Origin of the sequence: Phaeodactylibacter xiamenensis (assembly GCF_000759025.1) — a bacterium.
In the GTDB taxonomy this organism is placed as follows: Bacteria; Bacteroidota; Bacteroidia; order Chitinophagales; family Saprospiraceae; genus Phaeodactylibacter; species Phaeodactylibacter xiamenensis.
In genome coordinates, this window is the sequence record NZ_JPOS01000079.1 from 213,122 (window position 1) to 232,063 (window position 18,942).

Below are 18,942 nucleotides of genomic sequence, written 5' to 3' on the forward strand. Positions count from 1 at the left end.
GCCCTTTCAACAAGCGACTATCGATTCTGCCATTCCGAATGATTCACTTCCGGAACGTTGAGCTGGATCTTGTTGCGTTCAAACAGGTATGCAGACAGCTTGGCTGCCACTTTTGCGGCACCTTCATTCCCCTTCTCAAGAGCTTCGGGCGTGAAGTAGTGCTTGACAAAGTGAGTGTCAAACTTTCCGCTTGTAAAGGCTTCGTGTTCGCAAACAAACTTACCGAACGGCAAAGTCGTCTCCACCCCTTCGATTTCATACATCTCAATGGCTTCGATCATGCGCTGAATGGCCGCATCGCGATTAACACCGTAGGTCACCAGCTTGGCAATCATCGGGTCGTAATAGATTGGGATTTCCATGCCTTCTTCATACCCATCGTCAAGGCGGATGTTATCTCCTTTTGGGCGGCGGTACCGGGATAAAGTACCAACGCTTGGGAGGAAGTTCTCCGCCGGGTCTTCGGCATACACCCTGAGTTCCAGGGCGTGGCCGGTAATGCTCAGGTCTTCCTGTTTGATCTTTAAAGGCTCGCCTCTTGCGATGAGAATTTGCTGTTCCACCAGGTCCACGCCGGTAATGAGCTCCGTGACCGGGTGCTCTACCTGCAGGCGGGTATTCATTTCCAGGAAGTAGTAGTTCATGTCGGCATCCATGAGGAACTCCACCGTGCCGGCTCCGGTGTAGTTACAGGAACGGGCTACGTTGAGGGCGTCATTGCCCATCTTCTCCCGCAGCTCCGGAGTCAGGATAGCGGAAGGCGCTTCTTCCACCACCTTTTGGTGGCGGCGCTGAATGCTGCATTCCCGCTCAAAGAAATGGATGTAGTTGCCGTGCTCATCGGCCAGCACCTGAATTTCGATGTGGCGGGGAGAAGTCACATATTTTTCAACAAATACCGAGCCATCGCCAAAAGCAGAAGTCGCTTCGCTAATGGCCCGCTTCATCTGGTCTTCAAATTCATCCGGATTTTCAACAATCCGCATCCCCTTGCCACCACCACCGGCGGAGGCCTTGATCAGTACGGGGAATCCAATCTCTTTAGCTACTTTTTTTGCTTCGTCAATATCCGTAATGGCGTGGTCCAGCCCGGGCACCATAGGAATGTCGTAGGCTTTTACCGCATCTTTAGCCGCCAGTTTACTACCCATCACTTCAATAGCGTGCGGACCCGGTCCTATGAATTTGATACCCGCATCTTCGGCAGCCTGGGAGAACTTCGCATTCTCACTCAGGAAACCGTAGCCCGGGTGTATGCCATCTACATTCAGGGACTTGGCAACATCAAGGATTTTATCAATCAGCAGGTAAGATTGAGCGGACGCCGGAGGGCCGATGCATACCGCTTCGTCAGCGAATTTGACATGAGGCGCGTGCCGGTCTGCCTCAGAGTAAACAGCAACGGTACGTATACCCATTTTCTTTGCGGTCCGCATGACACGTAGTGCGATTTCGCCCCGGTTGGCGACAAGGATTTTCTTCATTGGTTTTAGCTTTTTTGTTGGACAGCTCTGAGAATTGCGAGCTGCTCGTTCTGTTTTCCTGCGGGAAAATAACTATAATTCATGAATCCCCGTACAGGCGGAATAACTTTAATCCTTACCTATACCGAAAACTAGGTGTAAATCTTCATCAGATAAAATCTCATATAAGGTATTTTTTAAGTATTTGACATAAGCTTTAAAAAATCGCTTTTTAAAACTCTGTATTACAGGGTATTAATTAAAATTTGTTATTTTAAATATTTTCCTTAGTCAATAGTTCGGTAATTTTTTAAGCGGCAATCTTGCCGAAATTCAATAGCCTTTGCAAGGCAGATTTATTTTTTTCCAGTTCTGGGTCGATTTCGAAGTTGGATAAAAATAAATCCAGTATCAGTTCATTGAAATACGAGGTCTTTACGTTAGCTAAAGAAAATCCATTTCTTAGTTCTACATCCTGGTCCAGGTAGTGGGCGGCCTTGGCTACTCCAACCGCCGTCAAGGAGGTGTTGAAATGGAAATGCATCTTCTTTTCATCTCTGGATTGACAGTGAGTCAAACCAGTGTATTGCTTGGCATCTCTGAATAAGAACTCAATCTGGTAACGAGCCTTATAATAAGCGTAGATCAACTGGCCATCCAGTTCCAGATCCGTTGAAAAGTATACGGCATACCGGCCTGTAGGCTGACCTTCGTCAAGGAACTCAACATAGGCTAAATTGACCTTTCTTTTCAAACGGACTGCCCAACAGATCAATCCCCATATTTTCACCTCCTGATCTTCGTGGAGCAGTTGGAATTGGTCTTTGTCAATTTTCTTCAGCTTGATTTTACCGTTATACTTCTTGGGCCGGCCACGCCCTTTTTCTCTGGGACCGGCGTAGAGATATTTCAAATCAGCGTCTTTACGAAATTTAGAAACAACTTCTAGATCGGTCTGCTTGCAAACCGGGCCGATAAAGGAAATCTTTGAGAAATAGCCATCTACGACCACATACTTAGATACCTGGCGAAGCTGCTCTTTCCTTTCGATGATCAACTGGGCATAGTGATCTACCAGGGATTGTCCTTTTTCTTTGAGTTCTTTTTGACCAGGCGTCTGGATAGCTTCCAATGGCATAGCCGTATGATCATCTATGCCGACTACGCCCAAACCACCTATTTCAAGGCCTTTGACGGATTTACCCAAACAACCACTCCAGAATTTGTCAAGCTGTGGGGTGTGCTTCCCACTTTTGGGAAGATAACTTGGGTCAAAGGCGATAATCCGGTGAGCACCTAAATGTTCTTTACTTAACTCAATATTGAATTGGAGAAAATCGAATGACTTTTCAAATTGGAGTCGGTAGGTCTTTTCACAGTAAGTGCCATATCGCTCCATGCCTTTGAACGTGTATCGACCTCGTAGAGATAAATACAGTACAATGATCGAAATGATAAAATTTCGTCTCGGCTTGTTTAAGCCATCAATTTTGCTTAGTATCGTTTCCACAAGAGCCTGGCTCTTGCTGGAAGCATCATTAGTAGATAGTCGCATATCACTAAAATGATGCTTCCTTTCGTTTTATCCAAATGCTTCAAAAAATTACCGAACTATTGCTTAGTTATGTAATGCAAATAGCACTTGCAAATACACAAATTATAATTCACTCTGATTACAAAAGAGTAACAGACCTTTCTTTTGCTTGTTTTTGGTGTTTTTTATTTATTTTTGGTCAGCACTTTTTTAAGACATTTTTAAGCAAAAGATAGTGACAATTCGGACTGTTCTGTGGGGCCAACCGCGAAAGGATGGCACGGCTGCTGTCAAGGTATATGTTAACCTTAATGGGGTAGTGCGATATTTTATGGTTGATGGTATTTATATCGAATCAAAGTTCTGGGATAAGAACAAGCAAGTCGTAAAGTCTAAACACCCCAACGCAAGGCTTTATAATGCCAAGATCAGAGCCAGGAAAATAGCTCTTGAAGAACACTTCCTTAATGGGGGGACGTTTGAAAACTTTTTGAAATCTTCAAAAAGCAAGCTATTGACCGAAGCGCTTGAAGAATATATCACTTTGAACAAAGGTGAATATTCTGCTGGTACTGCAAAAGCTTATCGGAATACTATAAGCCGAGTCAGGCAGTTTGAAAAACACTACTCCATCAAATCATATATCAAGGATATTGACGAAAAATGGGTTGCTGATTTCGTCACCTATATGAAGAAGATGGGGTTTGTTAAGGCTACAACTGCTTATCATTTAGGTCGAGTTAAGAAGGCAATTATGCACCAGCGGGTTGATAATCCACATATAGAGAAAATCAAGCATAAACAGGGCAGAGCTCGCCCAAAGCCTTTTTTAACCCCTAACGAAATTGCACAAATCGAAAAAACCCCAGATTCTGAGCTGTCAAAGGCTCAGTATATTGTAAGAGACTTCTTTTTGCTTGCCTACTACCTTTTGCTTAGAGATAGCGATGTGACGGCTATTTCAAAATCAAATTTCATTGAGAAAAACAGCAAAGTGTTTTACGTAGGAACGAACAAAAAGACTAAAACACAGGTGATTGTGCCTGTAAGTGCCAAGGCAAAAACAATCTTAAAAAGATACGATTATGATTGCTCGCGGTACACTAACAGCTATCGCAACAAGTGCATAAGGCGTGTTGCTGAGATAGCAGGAATTAGCACCCTTGTCGAGGATGGGGATGAGCTTGTTCCAAAATGGAAATTTAGTAAGTATGCACACTGCACGAAGAAGCGCCGCAACGAATTTGGATATGCAGGGGATGAGCCAGCATGGAATAAAGATGCTAGGGGGATGGAAAAACCTTGCCAGCTTAGCTGTCTATTTTCGCTCCGGCAACATGGATATTGCTGAGAAAGCTCAGAAGTTTGATCATTTTAAATAAGCACCTTCCTGATTATGAACAAAGGCATTATTACTGCAATTGAGAAGGCTGAAACACTGACAGAAATTATTGTCAGTCTCATGATTACCGGCTACAAAAACAAAGGCTTTTCAAGCCGGGAAGTCGCTGAGAAACTGGGTATCCACAAGTCTGGTATGAGCAGGATCAAAAACGGGAAATACCAACTGGATCTGTCACGGTTTCTGATTATTTGTGCTATGACTGGTCAAAACCCGATAGAGCTAATGAAAAGGGCCGAAGCATTATTTACTTCGACCCACGAAAAGCATGTATAAAAAAACGATATGATTAAGCGGCTGCTTTGCGCAGCTCTTCGGCCACCCGGGCGAGTGCATCACTATATGCCTCGCCTTTTTTTCTGCGCTTTTTGGTTTCTGCATGGAGGTAGATGACGTACTTTGGTACACCTACTTTAGTCTTCGCCAGGTTGCCGCAGGTGTCGACCTCCTTTTTGTAGCGTTCGCGCTGTTCTGTGGTGCAGTTGCCTTTCATGCGGCATTTAGCAAGCTCCGAGTGCAAGGCAGCGCATTTCCGGTATTTCCGCTCCCCCTTGGTGGTGTAAGCTGCCTGCAACTGGCTTTTGCTTACTACGCTCCGGTAGCTGCCCTGGGCTGGCGTGTCGATCTTGGTCAGGCGGTAAGAGTCGATACAGAGGCTGTACCACTTTTCGGCATCGTCTTTGCCTTCCTTATAGAGGGTGTGGTTGGCTTTGGCGATCTTCTTCACGCGCTCGGTCTTGGCTTGGATCTCCACCGGTGAGCCTTTGTAGACGACATTCCAGTGGTAGGCGCGGTAGCCGGCCTGTGGCTTTTTGTAGTAGTCATCGAATTCCAGGACTTCGCCCAGCTTTCCGGCGTTTACCTTGTCCTTGAAATCTTCCAGGCTTTTCTGGTCTGGGAAGACGACCATGGTGCCGATCACATCTGTTAAGCCTTTTTTGCCAACCAGCCGCTTTCGGCGGAGCTTGTTGATGATGGAATATGGCGTTTTGGTGCGGCTGAGGATATCCGTCTCGCCCTCTGCATGCTTTTTGAGGATCTCCACAAATTCATTTCGGGCAGTATCGTAATCCTTTCGGAAGTCGATGATCTTTTCGATCTCATCGGCCAGCTTAACTTCTTCCACGGTTGTCCCGTCGCCCGGCGTGTAGGGGTCGGGGTCGTCCACGTTCAGTACGCCGTCCCCATCGTAGTCCCCGAATACGCCCCGGTATTTTTCCAGCGCTTTGGGCAATGGCCGGCCGCTGGGCTTGGGCCCGCTTTGGTGCTTCTCCTTGAGGTGCTTTTCGAGGGTAGTGTTTTCAATACACTTCCTTTTGAAGCTGTTGGCGTTCATCACGTAGACCAGGTGCCCTTTATCGTCGAAGATGAGGTACTCCCCTTTCTGAGCGGTTACCGTTATGCTTTCCTTGCCGGTGCCTTTGAGCTGTACGGGCAAGTCTTTGTCTACCTTCAGGGCGTACTCCTGGCAGTGGTTGAGCATGGGCATCAGCTTGGAGGTGTCCGCAGCGGTACGCCAGGAAAAGGAAGGCTTAGTGCCCGCTGAAGGCTCAGTGCCCGTGCTTTTTCTCAAATTGGAAAGGTCGTCCGGGTTGTGCAGTACCTTTCCGATAGTAACGATGCCATCATCGTACTCGTACCCTCCGCCCCGGATTTCAGTTTTCATGTCTTCCAAAGACTGAATAGCAGGCACCGGGCCACCTTCTTGTTTGAGCCTGTCCAGCCACTTTGCGGCTTTGAAGTCCAATTCTACGGCCCACTGCCCTAAATCCTTCGCTGTTTTAACGACAAGGCCCTTGTTGAACTCGATTGACAGCGTATCGTATTCATAGTAATCTTCTTCCTTGTCTACGAAACTAAGCACCCCGTAGGCTTTGATGGTTTCCGGGAGCGTGTACTCAGGGTAATCAATTTCCTCCTCAATAGACACCACACCATCCCATGACCAGCCCGGTTCCTGCACTTCTTTCAATAAGTCTTTTTCAGACTCGAAAGAGAGGCCGTTGTCTTCCATCCACTGTTCAATATCGAGCGAAGCCCGCACGGCTATGCCTTCGTCTTTATTGGCCAGGGCTTTTTCTTTGGACAGGTAGAGGTCGGCATCTTCCAGATCATACTGCCCCGGTTCTTCCGGCTGGTTCATGACCAGAAAGACTTCCATGGAGGGAGGTGGTGTGAAGCCTTTGGGCTTTTGGGCCGTGCTGCCTTTCGGCAAATGCACACTGACGTAAGCCTCGGCATACTCTGATGCTTTTTTTGCCGTAAGGCCCATACCCTTCGCGCCCTGCTCCAGCTTGTCCATCAGGGCCTCGTACTCCTTTTGCCCCATGCCTTTGACCTGGGCTTTGCTGAGCCCCGGATGGGCTTTGTCCATCGCAGCGTAGTAGTCTTTCTTGTAGACCTTTTTGGCTTTTTTGCGGGGCTTGGCTTTGCTTGTTTTTTGGGACGGCTGATCGTCCAGCTTGCTGTAGTCCCGGTCGTCGGGGATTTCGGCACCGCCTTTTTCCAGCACTTTTTGAGTTTTACCGTCAATCAGCACGTAGCCGTCTACCATGCCCTTGAGTTCTTCAAAAGCCGTTAGCCCATTTTGAACGCCCTCTTCGATGACAAAGCGGGGGACGTAGCGCCCGGACTTTTGATAGCGCCCCATTGCCCGTTCCAGGCTGGTGGCTTTATCGACTTTCAGGAACATGATGAACACCCGGTAGCCTTCCTTTTTGAGCACTTCGATGAGGGGCTTGTACTTTTTGGATTTGTTCATGGTGCCATCGTAAATGACATCATAGCTACAGCCAAACTTGCCCACTTTGCCGAGCAGGGTTTTGACGATATCCTGCGTTTCGCTGTGGGTCTGAGAAGCGTTCCACCCCTTGTATTCCGGTAGTTTGGCGCGGATTTCGTCCGCATCAACTTTGAAGATAGCCGGGTTGTCCATCCAGTCCTTGTTGTTGCGGATGTAGGTCGACTTGCCGGAGCCTGGCAGCCCGCCGGTCAGTATGGCGATGGGGGCTTCGCGGCGGATGCAGGTGTTGCCTTCAACTTCTTCGGTGATGATCTTGTTGTGCAGCTTTTTCCGCTCATCGGTGTACTCCCCGTACTCCGAGTGCATGTCTTTGGTCTGCGGCAGCTTTTCCAGGTGCGCCTCCAGGGCATCCAAAGCTTGGCTGTCAATGCGCCGTTTGCCTTTTTCATCCACCGGGGGCATGCTGTCAGGCACGGCGGAACGCGCTTCAAAGAAGCCTCGGGGGCGTGCGCGGATCGCCGCTTCAGTTGGCGCGTGGGTATGGTAGTAAGGCTCGCCGTCGTTTTTCCAAAGCTTGGACTGCCGGTCGTAGTATTCCAGGAAGGTGAGCTTGTGCCCATCGTCTCTTTGGTGGCGGGTGGAAATGGCAAAGGGGACATCATCGACCACGAGGTAGACTTTGTGCTCTCTGCCTTTTACATCGACGATTTTGTCGCCCTTCATGTAGGGCAATGAATCCGGGAGCTTTGTGCGTTCGCTATCCAGTTTCTGTATGTACTGCCGGAACTCACGGTTGACATTTCCCAGCCCCTCTTTTTCCTCCGGGCTGGGCGTTTTGGCTTTGACCCACTGCGGTGCGCGGGCGAGCAGTTCCTGTATTCTTTTATCCTGCCCGGGGAATTCGATATCGCCTTCGCCTACTTTTTCGTAAGTGGCAAGCTTGCCCTCGGCAGGTTTGGGCAGCATAATGTAATACCGCCCGTCTACGTACCGCTCGGGGTGGTCCCAGTCCACCCGCACTTCCTCCCCTTCCCTGACCCAGTTCCAGCGCAGGGTGCCCCCATAGCCTTGCTGCGCGGGGTAGTCCCTTTTCAATGCCGCGAGGATCTGCTCGTCGTAGTCCTCCCACTCAGCCAGGGCTTCCTTATAGTCTTCGGAACCGGGCTCCGCGATATCGAGTATTTCCTCGAAGTCCCGCATGGCTTCAAAGTTTTCCTGGTACTTTTGGGGCAGGCTTGCGGTGTCCATGCCCATCGTTTTGAGGTACGCTTGTGCCTTAGATTTCATAGCTGTTCAAGTTTTAGGCTGCGAGCTGCAGCAGTTTTAGTTTTTTGCGTTTCCTGGCTTTGGCCAGCAGTATCTTTGTCTTAGTGTTCGCCCTTTGCGGCAACTCTTTTTGCACGCTGCCCATCTGCCGGGCTTGCATACGTTTTTGCTGAGTTGCATTGTTCGGGGACAGCTCCGCCTCAAGGGCCAGCTCTACATAGGAGCTTTGTTTGACCAGGTAGTAAAACTTCCCATTGCTGCCCCGGTAAGCCTTCTCTACACGGGCTTTTTTACCGGCATAGCCTACGGTTTCCCCTGCCCGGTACAGGGCATCCTCCGCTTCACCGGCAATGCTTTCCTGGGGCTCTTCCACGCGCAGGCCATCGAGCATGTAATTAAGCTGTGCGAACTGTGCCACCCGCGCGTCGATGGAAGCCGCAGCGATGCCCTCGGCTTCCTTTTTCAGCCTGATCTCTTCGGCCCTTTCTTGCAGGCGCTCTGCCTTGAGCAGGCCCTCCTTTTCTTTTCTCTTCTGTTCTTTTTCTGCCTGGAGCTGCTCAACCGCTTGTTTGATGGCTTCTTCGGAGTCGTCCAGCCCTTTGGGCTTGAGGATTTCCACCACGGCCCGGTTGTACTTTGCTACGCTCTTTTTCCAGTTGGAGTACCAATAAGGGGGCGTTATACCGGCAGGCTTTATCCAGGCATCTTCGTAGGGGTTGCGGTAGTAATGGCTGACTTTGTAGCCCCGCTCTACTTCTTCGCGCAGCGTTTCTACCAGCCGCCCGTCTTTGAGCTTTTTGGAGCGCAGGATGTAGGAAACCTGCCGCCGCATCTCGTCGGGGTCTTGCGCTGCGCCCTCCGGCAGGCCGCGGTAGTAGCTTACCGCCTCTACAATCTCTTCCAAACGGTTGAATGCCTGATAGCGGTCGTTGCGCAGCCCTTGCAGAGTGTTAAGCTGGGAATCAATGGCAACGATCTCGTCTTCCAGCTCCAGGCTGCGCTCTTTGGCTTCCAGCTCGGCGATGCGAAAAGGGTCTTTGATCAGGACGTACTTGAGCTCTGCTGGGTCAAAGTCGCGGGTGTCCAGCGTGCTCTGGTTATTATCAAAGTCCCAAATGGCATTGATGCGGGCAGTTTTCTCTTCCAGCTTTTGGAACATGAAGATGTCCATGCTGTCCTCCATAAGCGGGTTGACGATGCGCACGCTGCGGTGGATGTTGCCCTGCCGCCACAGCCGCCCTTCGAGCTGATTGACGTCGGTGGGGTTCCAGGGCAGCTCCAGGATGTAAAGGCAGGAAGCGTAGCGCTGAAGGTTGATGCCCTCGCGTATGGTGGCGCTGCCGATGAGCACTTTGCAGCGGAACTCGTGGGGGATGTCTTCGTAATCGCGTGTTACCGGGTTAAAACGGCGGCCCAGGAAGGCATTTTGCACCGTCTGCTTGTCCTTGAATCCCATCTTTTTCATGCGGCTTTCACTGACGATGATGCCCACCTCATGCGGCTGGAAACCTACTTTTTCGATCAGGTAATCGCGCAGCAAAGGGAAGAACTCTACGCCCATATTGCTGTAGATGATCTGCCCGGACATAGGCGAGCCCTGCTGCTCATGGTAGGCTTTCACGCTGCGGATGCAGCCGGTGATGAACTCCAGCTTTGCCGAGCTTTCTATGAAGGCTTTGGGCGATCCGGGGTTCTTCGTTTCCTCATCGCACTCCAAAATGTAGGGCGAAAAGGCTACTTTTCTGGCCATGCCTGCCGCACGGAGCATGCGCACGCCGCCCCCGTTATCGTCTGAGTCTACCTTGGCGTTTTGGCAAGCCTCATTGACGCTAATCTGCCCGGCAGCGTAGGCCAGGATGCTGTCCATGCGTTCTTTTTGGTAAGCGTTGAATGGAAGCACCGTTTCAATCGTCTCGTTCCCGCCGAGCCTGATCTCCATACCGTTGACCACCTTGCGGCGCAGGGGCAGGACGATCTTGTTGGGCCGCTTGAGGTTTTTGGTCGACTGCTTGTAAAGGAAGAAACGGCGGATGATAGACTGCAGAGCATCGAGGTTGGAGAAGCCCACAAATACATCTTTGAACTCCGGGTTGAGCGCAATGGTGAACACCAGCTCATTGGACGTATTGACAAACTGGTCGAAGAACTGCTTGAGGTTCTTCAGCTGCAGCTCCTGCAAATAGCGCAGCCCCACCAGGCTGATCATGGAGTAAATTTCCATAGGCGAGTTGGTAAAGGGCGTGGCGGTCAACAGCAGGACGTTGCCGGTGGGGTTTACCCTTTGGACGTACTGGGCGACCATAAAGGTTTTGAGCCCCATGGCCGAAGGCTCCCCGGAGCTGATATCGTAGCGCTTGATGCGCTTTTCATTGTCCAGGTTTTCTTCCTCCTCGGCTTTTACGGTGGTGAATATCTTCTTAGCGCTGTGCGCTTCGTCCACCACCATCATGTCGAGCCCCATGCGGTCGATATTGGCGCGTGCGCCCATCTGCGATACGCCGATCAGCCCCCCGACCTTGTTTTTGAGGCGCTCGTAGGCTTTGCTAGCGGCTTTGCCTGTTGCAAGGTTATCTTCCTGCTCTAGGATGGGCATCAGCTCCCCAAAGAAGTTCAGTTCCTGCATATCGTCCAGCCCCACCCGCTTGAAGCCCTGATAGGTCAGGAAGGTGATGGAGCCTTCGGGCATGGGCCCCTCCTCCGGGATATTTTCGAGGTAATCTTCGCTGAGGTTGTACAGGTCATTTTGGGGGATGTGCGGCAGTATGCCTTTGCACTCGCCCATGAACTGTTTGTAGACCTGGTTGGGCAGCACAAAGAAGGGCCGTTTGCACCAGCCGTTTTCGAGGAACTGGGCGGCGATGAAAATAGCGCACCAGGTCTTGCCCAGCCCTACCCCGTAGGCCAGGCAGCCCGCGCCCCTGACCTGGGCAAAAGCAACGGCCTCCCGCTTTTCCGGGCGGATGTCCATTTCCATGCCGTTGTAGATGCGGGCCATGGTAAAGCCGATGGGCACCTGGTCCAGGTCTACCGGTACTTCGCTATTGTAGCGCTCATTCCAGATGCGCTCGATGGCTTCCCGGTCTTCATCGGTAATGGCTTTGGCCAGGAAGTCCGAGAACAGGCGGATGCCCTCCTGCTGGGCGGCGGACTTGTTGCGCTTGAACTCTTGCACGTCCTCCTTTTTCCCGCGCTTGCGGCTTTCCAGGTAAAGCTCCTTGATGGATCGCCAGGTCAGCCCGCGCCGGATGCCCAGCTCCCGGGCATTCTCGCTCATCCACAGCACGAAAGCGCCTTGCAGGGAAATTGGCGCTTTGAGTTCCTGCCGCATGCCTCTTTGCAAAGTACGGGCATAGTCGATCTGCCCGTTCTGCCGGATTTTGGCTTTCAGCCGGACTTCGCCTTTCAGGTGCCTGATGGTGTATTTTTTGGCCAGGTTGCTGACCGGCTTAATGATCAGGCGGTCTTCCACCCGCTCAGCATTGAGGCGCTTGCGGCGCAGCGCAACCCGGTTCCATACCTGGTCAAGGGCGGCAGACTGCTGCTCAAAGATGGCTTTGCCATCTTTCATGCTTTCAATCTTGGGCTGGTCCTGGCCGAGCATTTCCCGGCGCTCGGCGATATTGCCGGACATGTAGATAAAGGCTGGCAGGAAGCCATCGCCGAACCAGTACACGAGCTCTTGTTTGGCCCACTCCAGGGGCACTACTTTTTTCGACAATGCAGCCGGGTTGTAGTATTTCTTCCACCCGCCTTTCATAGCACGGCCCAGCACCTTAGTCTGGTACCAGACAAAGACTTCCTTTTGGGCATCCGTCAGGTGTTTGTTGTACTGCTGGTCGATCTCATCAAAGGTGATCAAATCCAGCTCGCCGGCTTTGGCCTGGCCGCGGGCGCTCTTTTCTTTTTTTGCCTTTTTTAAAGCCCGCTTGATATTCCTCTGTTGCGGGATATGAATGTCTTTTGCAAATGTATCGCTATGCTCGCTGGAAATATGGGGCGAGAGCATATTAGCCGCTTCATAAGCTACGCCCGGGATGCGCATCACGTCTTCCATCGTGCCCCGGTACTTTGTGACGTTGTCAGAGAAGCGCCCGGTGGCCTGGTAGGGCGTGCCGAGTACCTTTTCCGGGTTCTGGACATACCAGTTGTCGTTAATGATTGCTTCTATCATGCTATCCCAGTTTTAAGAGTTTGAGCTTCTTTTTCTTTTTGGCTTTCGCCAACAGCAGTTTGGTGGTGGCCTCTTTGGGCGAAGGTTTCACTGCTTTGGGTTTTTTCCTGGAGCTGTTTTTTGCCGGCCTGTTTTTTGCTCCCTCACGAGGGGCCCCAAGTATTTCCTGGTTCAGACCAATCAGGTATTGATAGCCTTCTTCAGTGCGCTCCCACTTTAGCGCATCAAGCTGGCCCTTCCCACGCCGGACCAGCTCTGCCCGGCTGACATCGTCAAGTGGACGGCCGTACTCGTCCATGGCCCGCATCCAGATCTCGTGGGCATCTGCCTGGGAGATGCCGAACGACTCCATGAAAATCTGTTCGTAGGGCGATAAAACCGGAGGCGGCAGGGCTTTGCCGATGTAGCGGATTTTGTGATAGACCTTACCGCACACTTCCTGGCGGGAGCCAAAGATGATCTTAACAGAAGGCTCCCCGCTCTCCAGTGCCCCTTTGAGCAGCTTATTGACAAGCTCTTCTGCCGGGCCGCCGACTTCGTAGTAAATGCCATCGTACCGCCGGGCGGCTTCGCATACGGCCTTGTAGTAATCTTGCATAAAAGGCTGGCTGCCGGGCTTTGCCTGCAGGCTGAGCAGGCGGGGCCCTCCATGGGGCATCCGGCAGTTGCCGTCCTTTCCACCGTGGTCTGTCACTTTTACCTGTATGCCATGGGCGAAGAAGGTATCGGTTTTGACCGGTACGCCACGTTGCGCTAACATTGGCCGCCCGGGCGCATAGACCAGTTTCGAGTTGAGCTTGCCCGTATTGCCGGTGCCCTTTTCCTGCCGGGCAGTACCATAAGCGTAAAAATGACCCTGTGGGTCATTGGCCGTGACATACTCGCGTACCGCGCCCACGTTGTCAAGTGCCTCCTGATGATTGGGGAACGGCCCAAGGGCAAGCACCGGTTTTTGCCCCTGGTCATGCACGGAGACAAAGTAATCTCCGGGGCGGGGGTCAAGCTCTTTTTCCGCTTCAGGCATTTGCTTAACCCCATCCTCTTCCGCCAGCTGGTAAACGAGTTCATAGTCTTGGCTGTAATCTTTGTCGGTTGGCTTAATCAGCCGGGTTACTTCGCCGTTGTATGGGTTGAGGTGGGCGATGCTCAGGTAGTCGTCGTTTTTGCGTTTTCGGCGGTCAGCATAGACCGTACTGCCGCCCATGTTGCCGACGAAAAGCCAGTCCGGGTAGCGGCTTTTGGGCGGGTTGGGGGCGTTGGCATACGCTTCGATCAGCCGGGCTTCCTCTGCCGGTATGTGATCAATTACATAAGCTTGGAATGCTTCTTCAGGAGTGACGTTCTCATCAGAAAACAGTGCTGCCCCGGTGTTGCGCCGCACGCTCTCGTTAAATGCCTTAATTGCCCTTTTGAATTTGCGCTGCCCCTGGGACATCAGGCGGCTCAGGTAGATGGCCTGTGGGGGCCACGCCTTTTCGGAGAACAAGGCACCCTGATTGATAAACTGGTCGAAAGGGAGCCCGCTGGCTTTCATCTCGTTCAGGTACAGGATGGCATCGTTGATGTGGGGTATCAGGTTAGCGCTGCCGGGCAAAGTGCTGTTGCTGACCAGTACGGGCATGGCGTACACCACCACCCGCCGGGCTTGCTTGATGCCGTCCCGCTCGGCGGCTTTCAGGGCCGCTTTTTCCAGCACTACGCCCGCCAGGACTGACTCTACGAGTTCTTTCCCGGCGTTTGTGAAGTAGCCCTCGTCATAATATTCGGGGACGGACTGCTCCGTGATGATGTTGCACTGTAGCAGGGCTTCGAGCATCTGCTTTTGGGCCGTCCGGTCGGCGTAGAAATCGCTCATGCGCTCGTGCTGGTCGAGCATAGCCGGGATGCGGGTTTGGCACAGCGGGTTTTCCCGCAGGCTGTTGCTGCGCTCAATGGTTTTGTCCACCGCCCGCTTGCCCTTCATGGTGCTTTGGTTGTACTTGGCCAGCTCCCGGGTCTGAAAAGCCGGGAAGCCGTAGTCGATCCGCACGAGCAAAGGCTGGCGGAATTGATAGGCATCGTTGTTGATGCTGAAATCGTCGCCCGTGGGCAGGTAAATCAGCTTCCCGTTCTGGCAATCTATCCTTTCGGTTTTGCCCGTAGTTGAAAAACCAAAGGCTTCCAGTTCTTCGCACAGCGCATCCACATAGGCTTTGTAGTTCTCCGGGTGCCGGCTTGCCGCAAGCTTGGTGCTCATGGTGCGGTTGTTGCCAGAGACGACAATCCATTTGCCATCAATCTGCTGCCCGGCGACGATGGGGCTGCCCGATGGTGTCCGGCTCGTAGTCAGCAGGCGGTAAGGGTCCAGCCTGCGGGCATTGTCCCGCACCCGCTCTTGTGCCGCTGCGTCGTCCTCGTAGTTGCGGTCGTTCACGTTTTGCCTCTGCTCGTTTACCGGGTAGCCGGGAGTAGGCGCAAAGGTCAGCTCGTTGTGAGAAGCCAGCACGCTGTCCAGCTCCACAATAGCGAACCGGGCATCGCGCTTCTCGCCGTTGGGCATGGAAAGGATGATCTTTTTGCCAAGTACGGTCATTAGTGTTCCATTAGATTATCGTTAAAGTCGCGCTCGATGTGGTCGATCGCCTCAGCAATGGTCATGCCTTCTTCTGCCACGTAGTTGACCACGAGCTGCACGATTTTCTCCCGCCCACCGGGCTTGTTGATGAAGCTGCACACCTTTGGGGTGAAGGTGCCGGTGCCGTCTTCCTCGCACTGGTCCAGCTGCTCGTTGATGGCGGTTTTCAGGTCGTTGAGTAGGTCTTGTGCGTCCATTATGCTGCGTTTTTGGTGAAACAAACGATGTCGCTCAGTACGTCGGTGCGGTCGAATACACCGTTGGGCAGGCGGTAGGCATCCGAGAGGGTGGCGCGGGCCGCAATTTCTTCCTTTACCTGGCTGTTGCCGCGCTGAAGGAAAGGCACGCCGCCGTTGGCCACTTCTGAGCCGATGATGTAGATCAGGATGCCGCCGGGCTTGAGCAAGTCGATCCCGCGCCGGATGAAGTATTCGTCGTATGACCGCGCTTTTGTATAACTCCTTTCGCCCATTTCCATGTACCGCCCCCCTTTACCACCTGTAATACTTCCATAAGGAGGATTGCCAATGATTAAATCAAACACTGGTGCGGCCCTGTTTTTGATAGACAAATTGACTTCCTCATTAATGAATTGCTGTTCAAACAAGCCCTGAACAGCCCGGGCTTCGGGATAAAGAATGCGCAGAATAGCATAGCTGTACTGCTGCGGCTCAATAGCGGTCACCACGGCATCCCGTTCCAGGTATTGCCGGGCGGGCACCTGAGCAAGGAATACCCCATTGCCCGCTGCCGGTTCCAGGACTTCGCCTCCTTTGAAACCAAGTTTTAGTGCCAAGCCCCACATCTTTTTGACTATAGGTATGGGCGTGAAAAACTCGTAGAGGATTCCCGCGTTCGATTCTTCCAAAAACTGGTCTAGCCCGCCGTAGCCGGAATACTGGCTAAGCATGGTTTTCTCATCTGCTGAATATGCAGTTGGGTTTATGCCTTTTTGGTCAATCAAGGCTTCGATCTGTCGGTTGAGCCCGTAGGCTTGCCGGTTGGTCATAATTTACTTCTTTGCTCCGATTTCACTAGTGCCCAGCAGGTTGATGAGGATCAGTAGGATAAATAGCCCTATCAAAATCCGGCCTGCAAGCAGGTGCCCTCGCCGGTACAAAAAAGTACCAGCAACAGGCATTAGAAATATTATTCCTATCACGATGTAGAAGGCCTGTTCCGTAGTCAAGAGCGGCTTAGGCATCTTGGGCCGGGGCTCGTAAGGCTTGGCGATTGGCTTTTCTCCTGATTGGGCGAACAGGCTTTTCATGCGGCGGCTGGTTTTTCATTCCGGAAAAAGAGCTGGTACACCGCATACGCAGTGACTGGCACCAGCACAGCGGCAGCAATAATCCAGCCCCAGCCATACTTTGCTACCGCTACTTCGATTAGGCGGTCTACAGGGAATTTGGAGGCGGTGACGATGACGGCGCCGTCTTCTTTTTCCGGAAAGTGGTTGTTGATGCGGTTTTTCCAGCCCGGCAGTACGCTGAGCTTTCGTGGGTCTTGCAGGGCAAGCCATTCGTAGTATTTCAGGCGGGAGTCCCGGTAGAGGTTATATAGGAGCCCGCCATTGATTTTGCTTTGGCGGTTGGAGGCGGCTACGGTCAGGCTCCCCAGTATGCCATCGACTTCGAGGTCTTCCCCCAGGTCATTGAGGGTTTGCTGCAGCATCGTTACACCGCTAGTGTCCCCGTTGCCGCCCGGGCCGTGCTGGATGATGCCGTCCGCTACGATCTCCGCTAAGTCCTGACTGTCGAACTCGCTAAGGCGGTAACGGTCCCAGTATTCCTTTTCGTAGATTTCCAGAGCGGTTGCCTTAGTCAGGTTTACCATGTCTGCCTGGGTAATGTCCCGGCGCAGGTGGTGGGCGAGTGTAGCGGGCGTAATACCGTACTTAGTACCGATGAACGCTCCGTTCAAAAAGTTCTCATCCCAGTCGCGGTTGTCGTTGTAACCGCCCTCGATCTGTAGGATTTTGCCCGCGAATAAATTGAAGCTTGCCATTAGCAGTATTTGTTAACTGCTATCCTTTTGAATGCTGCTGAAGAAAACGCCTTCCCCCGTAGATAAGGGGCTGGGCGCTTTCTTTCTGGCTGCGGTTAGTCACAACCTTAATGATAGCAGCTCTTCGAGCCACTAAATTAATCATTAGTTGCCTTATTCGCAATTTTTGACTGAAACGCCCTTAGTAATTTCAGGGTCGGATTGGTGGTTTCCGATGGGGCTGCCTTCGACTTCTTCTGCCAGTTCGCCGTTTTCAAAGCGGTAGGTTGATTGGTCCTCGAATTGCACGATGAGTATGGACTTGGGTGGTGTTTTCATTCCCAAAAAGAATACTTGTTTTTGTACAAACAAAATCGTACATTTATAATAATAGGTAAATTATGGGTTAGCGTTGTCCTTCCTTTGGGCAGCGCTTTTTTTATGCGGTTTCTATATTCATCTTATTGTTACATAAAGTACCGGTAGCCAAAATAGACGAGCGCTCCGGCAACGGCAAGCACCAGGGCGATGGTCATAACGTGCTTTGCCCGAATGTCCTTACCACGGTCTTCTGCGTTGCCCAGTTCAGCGAATACGCCACGGATTTCTCCGGCAGTGACCAGTATGGTATCGAGCACTACGTTTGTAGGCCCAACGTAGAGGTTGCGAAGGGTTTTCATGCTATTCCAGCGGCTGTAGAGCTGGCCCTGGTGGCGGCGGGTGCGCTTGGCGGCGAATACGGGGTAGAGCTCGCTTTGTACGCAGTCGAGGTGCAGAAAGGTGTCGTAGCTGCCAAACCCGCGTATGCCCATATCCCACAATTCCTGAAAGATAGGGCCCTTGTTGTCGAAGTCGTCCCGCAGCTCAATGTAGATCGGGTTAACTTCGCGCTTGCTGCCGATGAACTGGAAATCGATAGCCTGGGCAAGCATGTGGGGGGAGTGCGTGGCGGCTCCCACTACGCCCGGGCCCGTTGGGATGTAGTTGCGGTAGGTGCTGGTGATGCGGATCGGCATTCCAAACTTAGTACGCAGGTATTGCACCGCGTCGATGACGCTGACCGCCAGTGGATGGGACGGAAGCCCGGTCTTCGGGTTGTAGAACTCGCCCACGGTGAAGTTCTCCCGCAACTTTTGGCTGGAGTTGGACACCATCACGTAGCCGGTTGTCTCGTTGGGTGCCTGCGGTATGTAAGTTTGGAGGTTACTCATCGTTCTTTACCTTTTTTCGGATTTGCAGGGCGATATAGACCGCGCCTATGGCAAATAGAATTGCGACACCTGCTGCTCCGATGGCGTACCAGTTGATTTCGCCGCCATTCTGAGCTTTGTCCAGGCGTTTTTCCAGCTTCCGGATTTGCCGGTGCAGGAGGTTGATTTCTTCGGTTTCTGGATCTGTTTGTATGGGTTCCTCTTCGCCCCCCCCTACATCTTCAGCGGCATTCTGATAAGCGGACTGGGCATTCTCCAACTGGGCTTGCTGTAGCTTGTGCTTGGCGTACAGGTCAGAGTATGCCGACATTACTTTTTCGTAGTGCTGGCCAAAAAACTCGCCTTTGTCTAGTGGTCTGTCAAGGCTAAAACTAGGGGTTGCCTGCGGCGACTTTTGAGGCTACTCTTCGTTGGATAACCCCTTACGTAGCGCTGCTATGCGCGGGAACATCCGCCTTGATTAGCCTCAAAATTCGCTCCCACTCAACCCATAAATTAACACTTGACAGACCACTAGTGGTCTGTCAAAGTTAAAGATAGGGGTTGGAAAAG

At 52.0% G+C, this 18,942-nt stretch carries 14 protein-coding genes and 1 pseudogene; 3 read left to right on the forward strand and 12 right to left on the reverse strand.

Annotated elements, in window-relative coordinates:
• Nucleotides 1-17: 17 nt before the first annotated feature.
• Both accC and IX84_RS20825 read right to left on the reverse strand, forming a co-directional pair.
• Nucleotides 18-1,484, reverse strand: a complete 1,467-nt coding sequence (gene accC, locus IX84_RS20820; RefSeq protein ID WP_044225267.1) for an acetyl-CoA carboxylase biotin carboxylase subunit — start codon at nucleotides 1,482-1,484, stop codon at nucleotides 18-20.
• A gap of 289 nt (nucleotides 1,485-1,773) precedes the next feature.
• A complete protein-coding gene (locus IX84_RS20825; RefSeq protein ID WP_052515835.1) occupies nucleotides 1,774-3,018 on the reverse strand; it encodes a transposase in 1,245 nt (414 codons plus the stop codon).
• 214 nt (nucleotides 3,019-3,232) lie between these two features.
• Between IX84_RS20825 and IX84_RS33560 the strand changes: the two are divergent.
• The 3 genes and pseudogenes from IX84_RS33560 to IX84_RS20840 all read left to right on the forward strand — a co-directional run.
• A pseudogene (locus IX84_RS33560) lies at nucleotides 3,233-4,078 on the forward strand (phage integrase SAM-like domain-containing protein); the annotation flags it as partial.
• A 178-nt stretch (nucleotides 4,079-4,256) separates the two neighbouring features.
• Nucleotides 4,257-4,379 carry a hypothetical protein gene (locus IX84_RS34680; RefSeq protein WP_394333437.1) on the forward strand — a complete coding sequence of 41 codons (123 nt, stop codon included), beginning with the start codon at nucleotides 4,257-4,259 and terminating at the stop codon, nucleotides 4,377-4,379.
• Nucleotides 4,380-4,393: 14 nt separating this feature from the next.
• Nucleotides 4,394-4,675 carry a helix-turn-helix domain-containing protein gene (locus IX84_RS20840; protein ID WP_044225273.1) on the forward strand — a complete coding sequence of 94 codons (282 nt, stop codon included), beginning with the start codon at nucleotides 4,394-4,396 and terminating at the stop codon, nucleotides 4,673-4,675.
• Nucleotides 4,676-4,688: 13 nt separating this feature from the next.
• Here IX84_RS20840 and IX84_RS20845 read toward each other — a convergent pair whose 3' ends face one another.
• The 10 genes from IX84_RS20845 to IX84_RS20885 form a co-directional block, all read right to left on the reverse strand.
• A complete protein-coding gene (locus tag IX84_RS20845) occupies nucleotides 4,689-8,429 on the reverse strand; it encodes a zeta toxin family protein (RefSeq protein WP_044225275.1) in 3,741 nt (1,246 codons plus the stop codon).
• Nucleotides 8,430-8,442: 13 nt separating this feature from the next.
• Entirely contained in the window at nucleotides 8,443-12,579 is a 4,137-nt protein-coding gene (locus IX84_RS20850) for a DEAD/DEAH box helicase family protein (protein WP_044225277.1), read from the reverse strand.
• Between the two features lies 1 nt (nucleotide 12,580).
• Nucleotides 12,581-15,151 carry a hypothetical protein gene (locus IX84_RS20855; protein WP_044225278.1) on the reverse strand — a complete coding sequence of 857 codons (2,571 nt, stop codon included), beginning with the start codon at nucleotides 15,149-15,151 and terminating at the stop codon, nucleotides 12,581-12,583.
• A complete protein-coding gene (locus IX84_RS20860; RefSeq protein ID WP_044225280.1) occupies nucleotides 15,151-15,390 on the reverse strand; it encodes a hypothetical protein in 240 nt (79 codons plus the stop codon). The genes IX84_RS20855 and IX84_RS20860 overlap by 1 nt, the downstream gene beginning before the upstream one ends.
• Complete coding sequence (locus IX84_RS20865; protein WP_044225283.1) at nucleotides 15,390-16,202, reverse strand: Eco57I restriction-modification methylase domain-containing protein; 813 nt, start codon at nucleotides 16,200-16,202, stop codon at nucleotides 15,390-15,392. The genes IX84_RS20860 and IX84_RS20865 overlap by 1 nt, the downstream gene beginning before the upstream one ends.
• A 3-nt stretch (nucleotides 16,203-16,205) precedes the next feature.
• Nucleotides 16,206-16,463, reverse strand: a complete 258-nt coding sequence (locus IX84_RS20870; protein WP_044225285.1) for a hypothetical protein — start codon at nucleotides 16,461-16,463, stop codon at nucleotides 16,206-16,208.
• Entirely contained in the window at nucleotides 16,460-17,200 is a 741-nt protein-coding gene (locus IX84_RS31275) for a glycoside hydrolase family 108 protein (RefSeq protein WP_052516250.1), read from the reverse strand. The genes IX84_RS20870 and IX84_RS31275 overlap by 4 nt, the downstream gene beginning before the upstream one ends.
• A gap of 153 nt (nucleotides 17,201-17,353) precedes the next feature.
• The gene (locus IX84_RS33565) at nucleotides 17,354-17,518 is read right to left on the reverse strand and encodes a hypothetical protein (protein ID WP_160213859.1); all 165 of its coding nucleotides are present in this window, start codon (nucleotides 17,516-17,518) and stop codon (nucleotides 17,354-17,356) included.
• A gap of 128 nt (nucleotides 17,519-17,646) precedes the next feature.
• Complete coding sequence (locus IX84_RS20880) at nucleotides 17,647-18,390, reverse strand: D-Ala-D-Ala carboxypeptidase family metallohydrolase (RefSeq protein ID WP_044225287.1); 744 nt, start codon at nucleotides 18,388-18,390, stop codon at nucleotides 17,647-17,649.
• Nucleotides 18,383-18,700, reverse strand: coding sequence for a hypothetical protein (locus IX84_RS20885; protein ID WP_044225289.1), 318 nt, complete (start codon nucleotides 18,698-18,700; stop codon nucleotides 18,383-18,385). The genes IX84_RS20880 and IX84_RS20885 overlap by 8 nt, the downstream gene beginning before the upstream one ends.
• Nucleotides 18,701-18,942 lie beyond the last annotated feature (242 nt).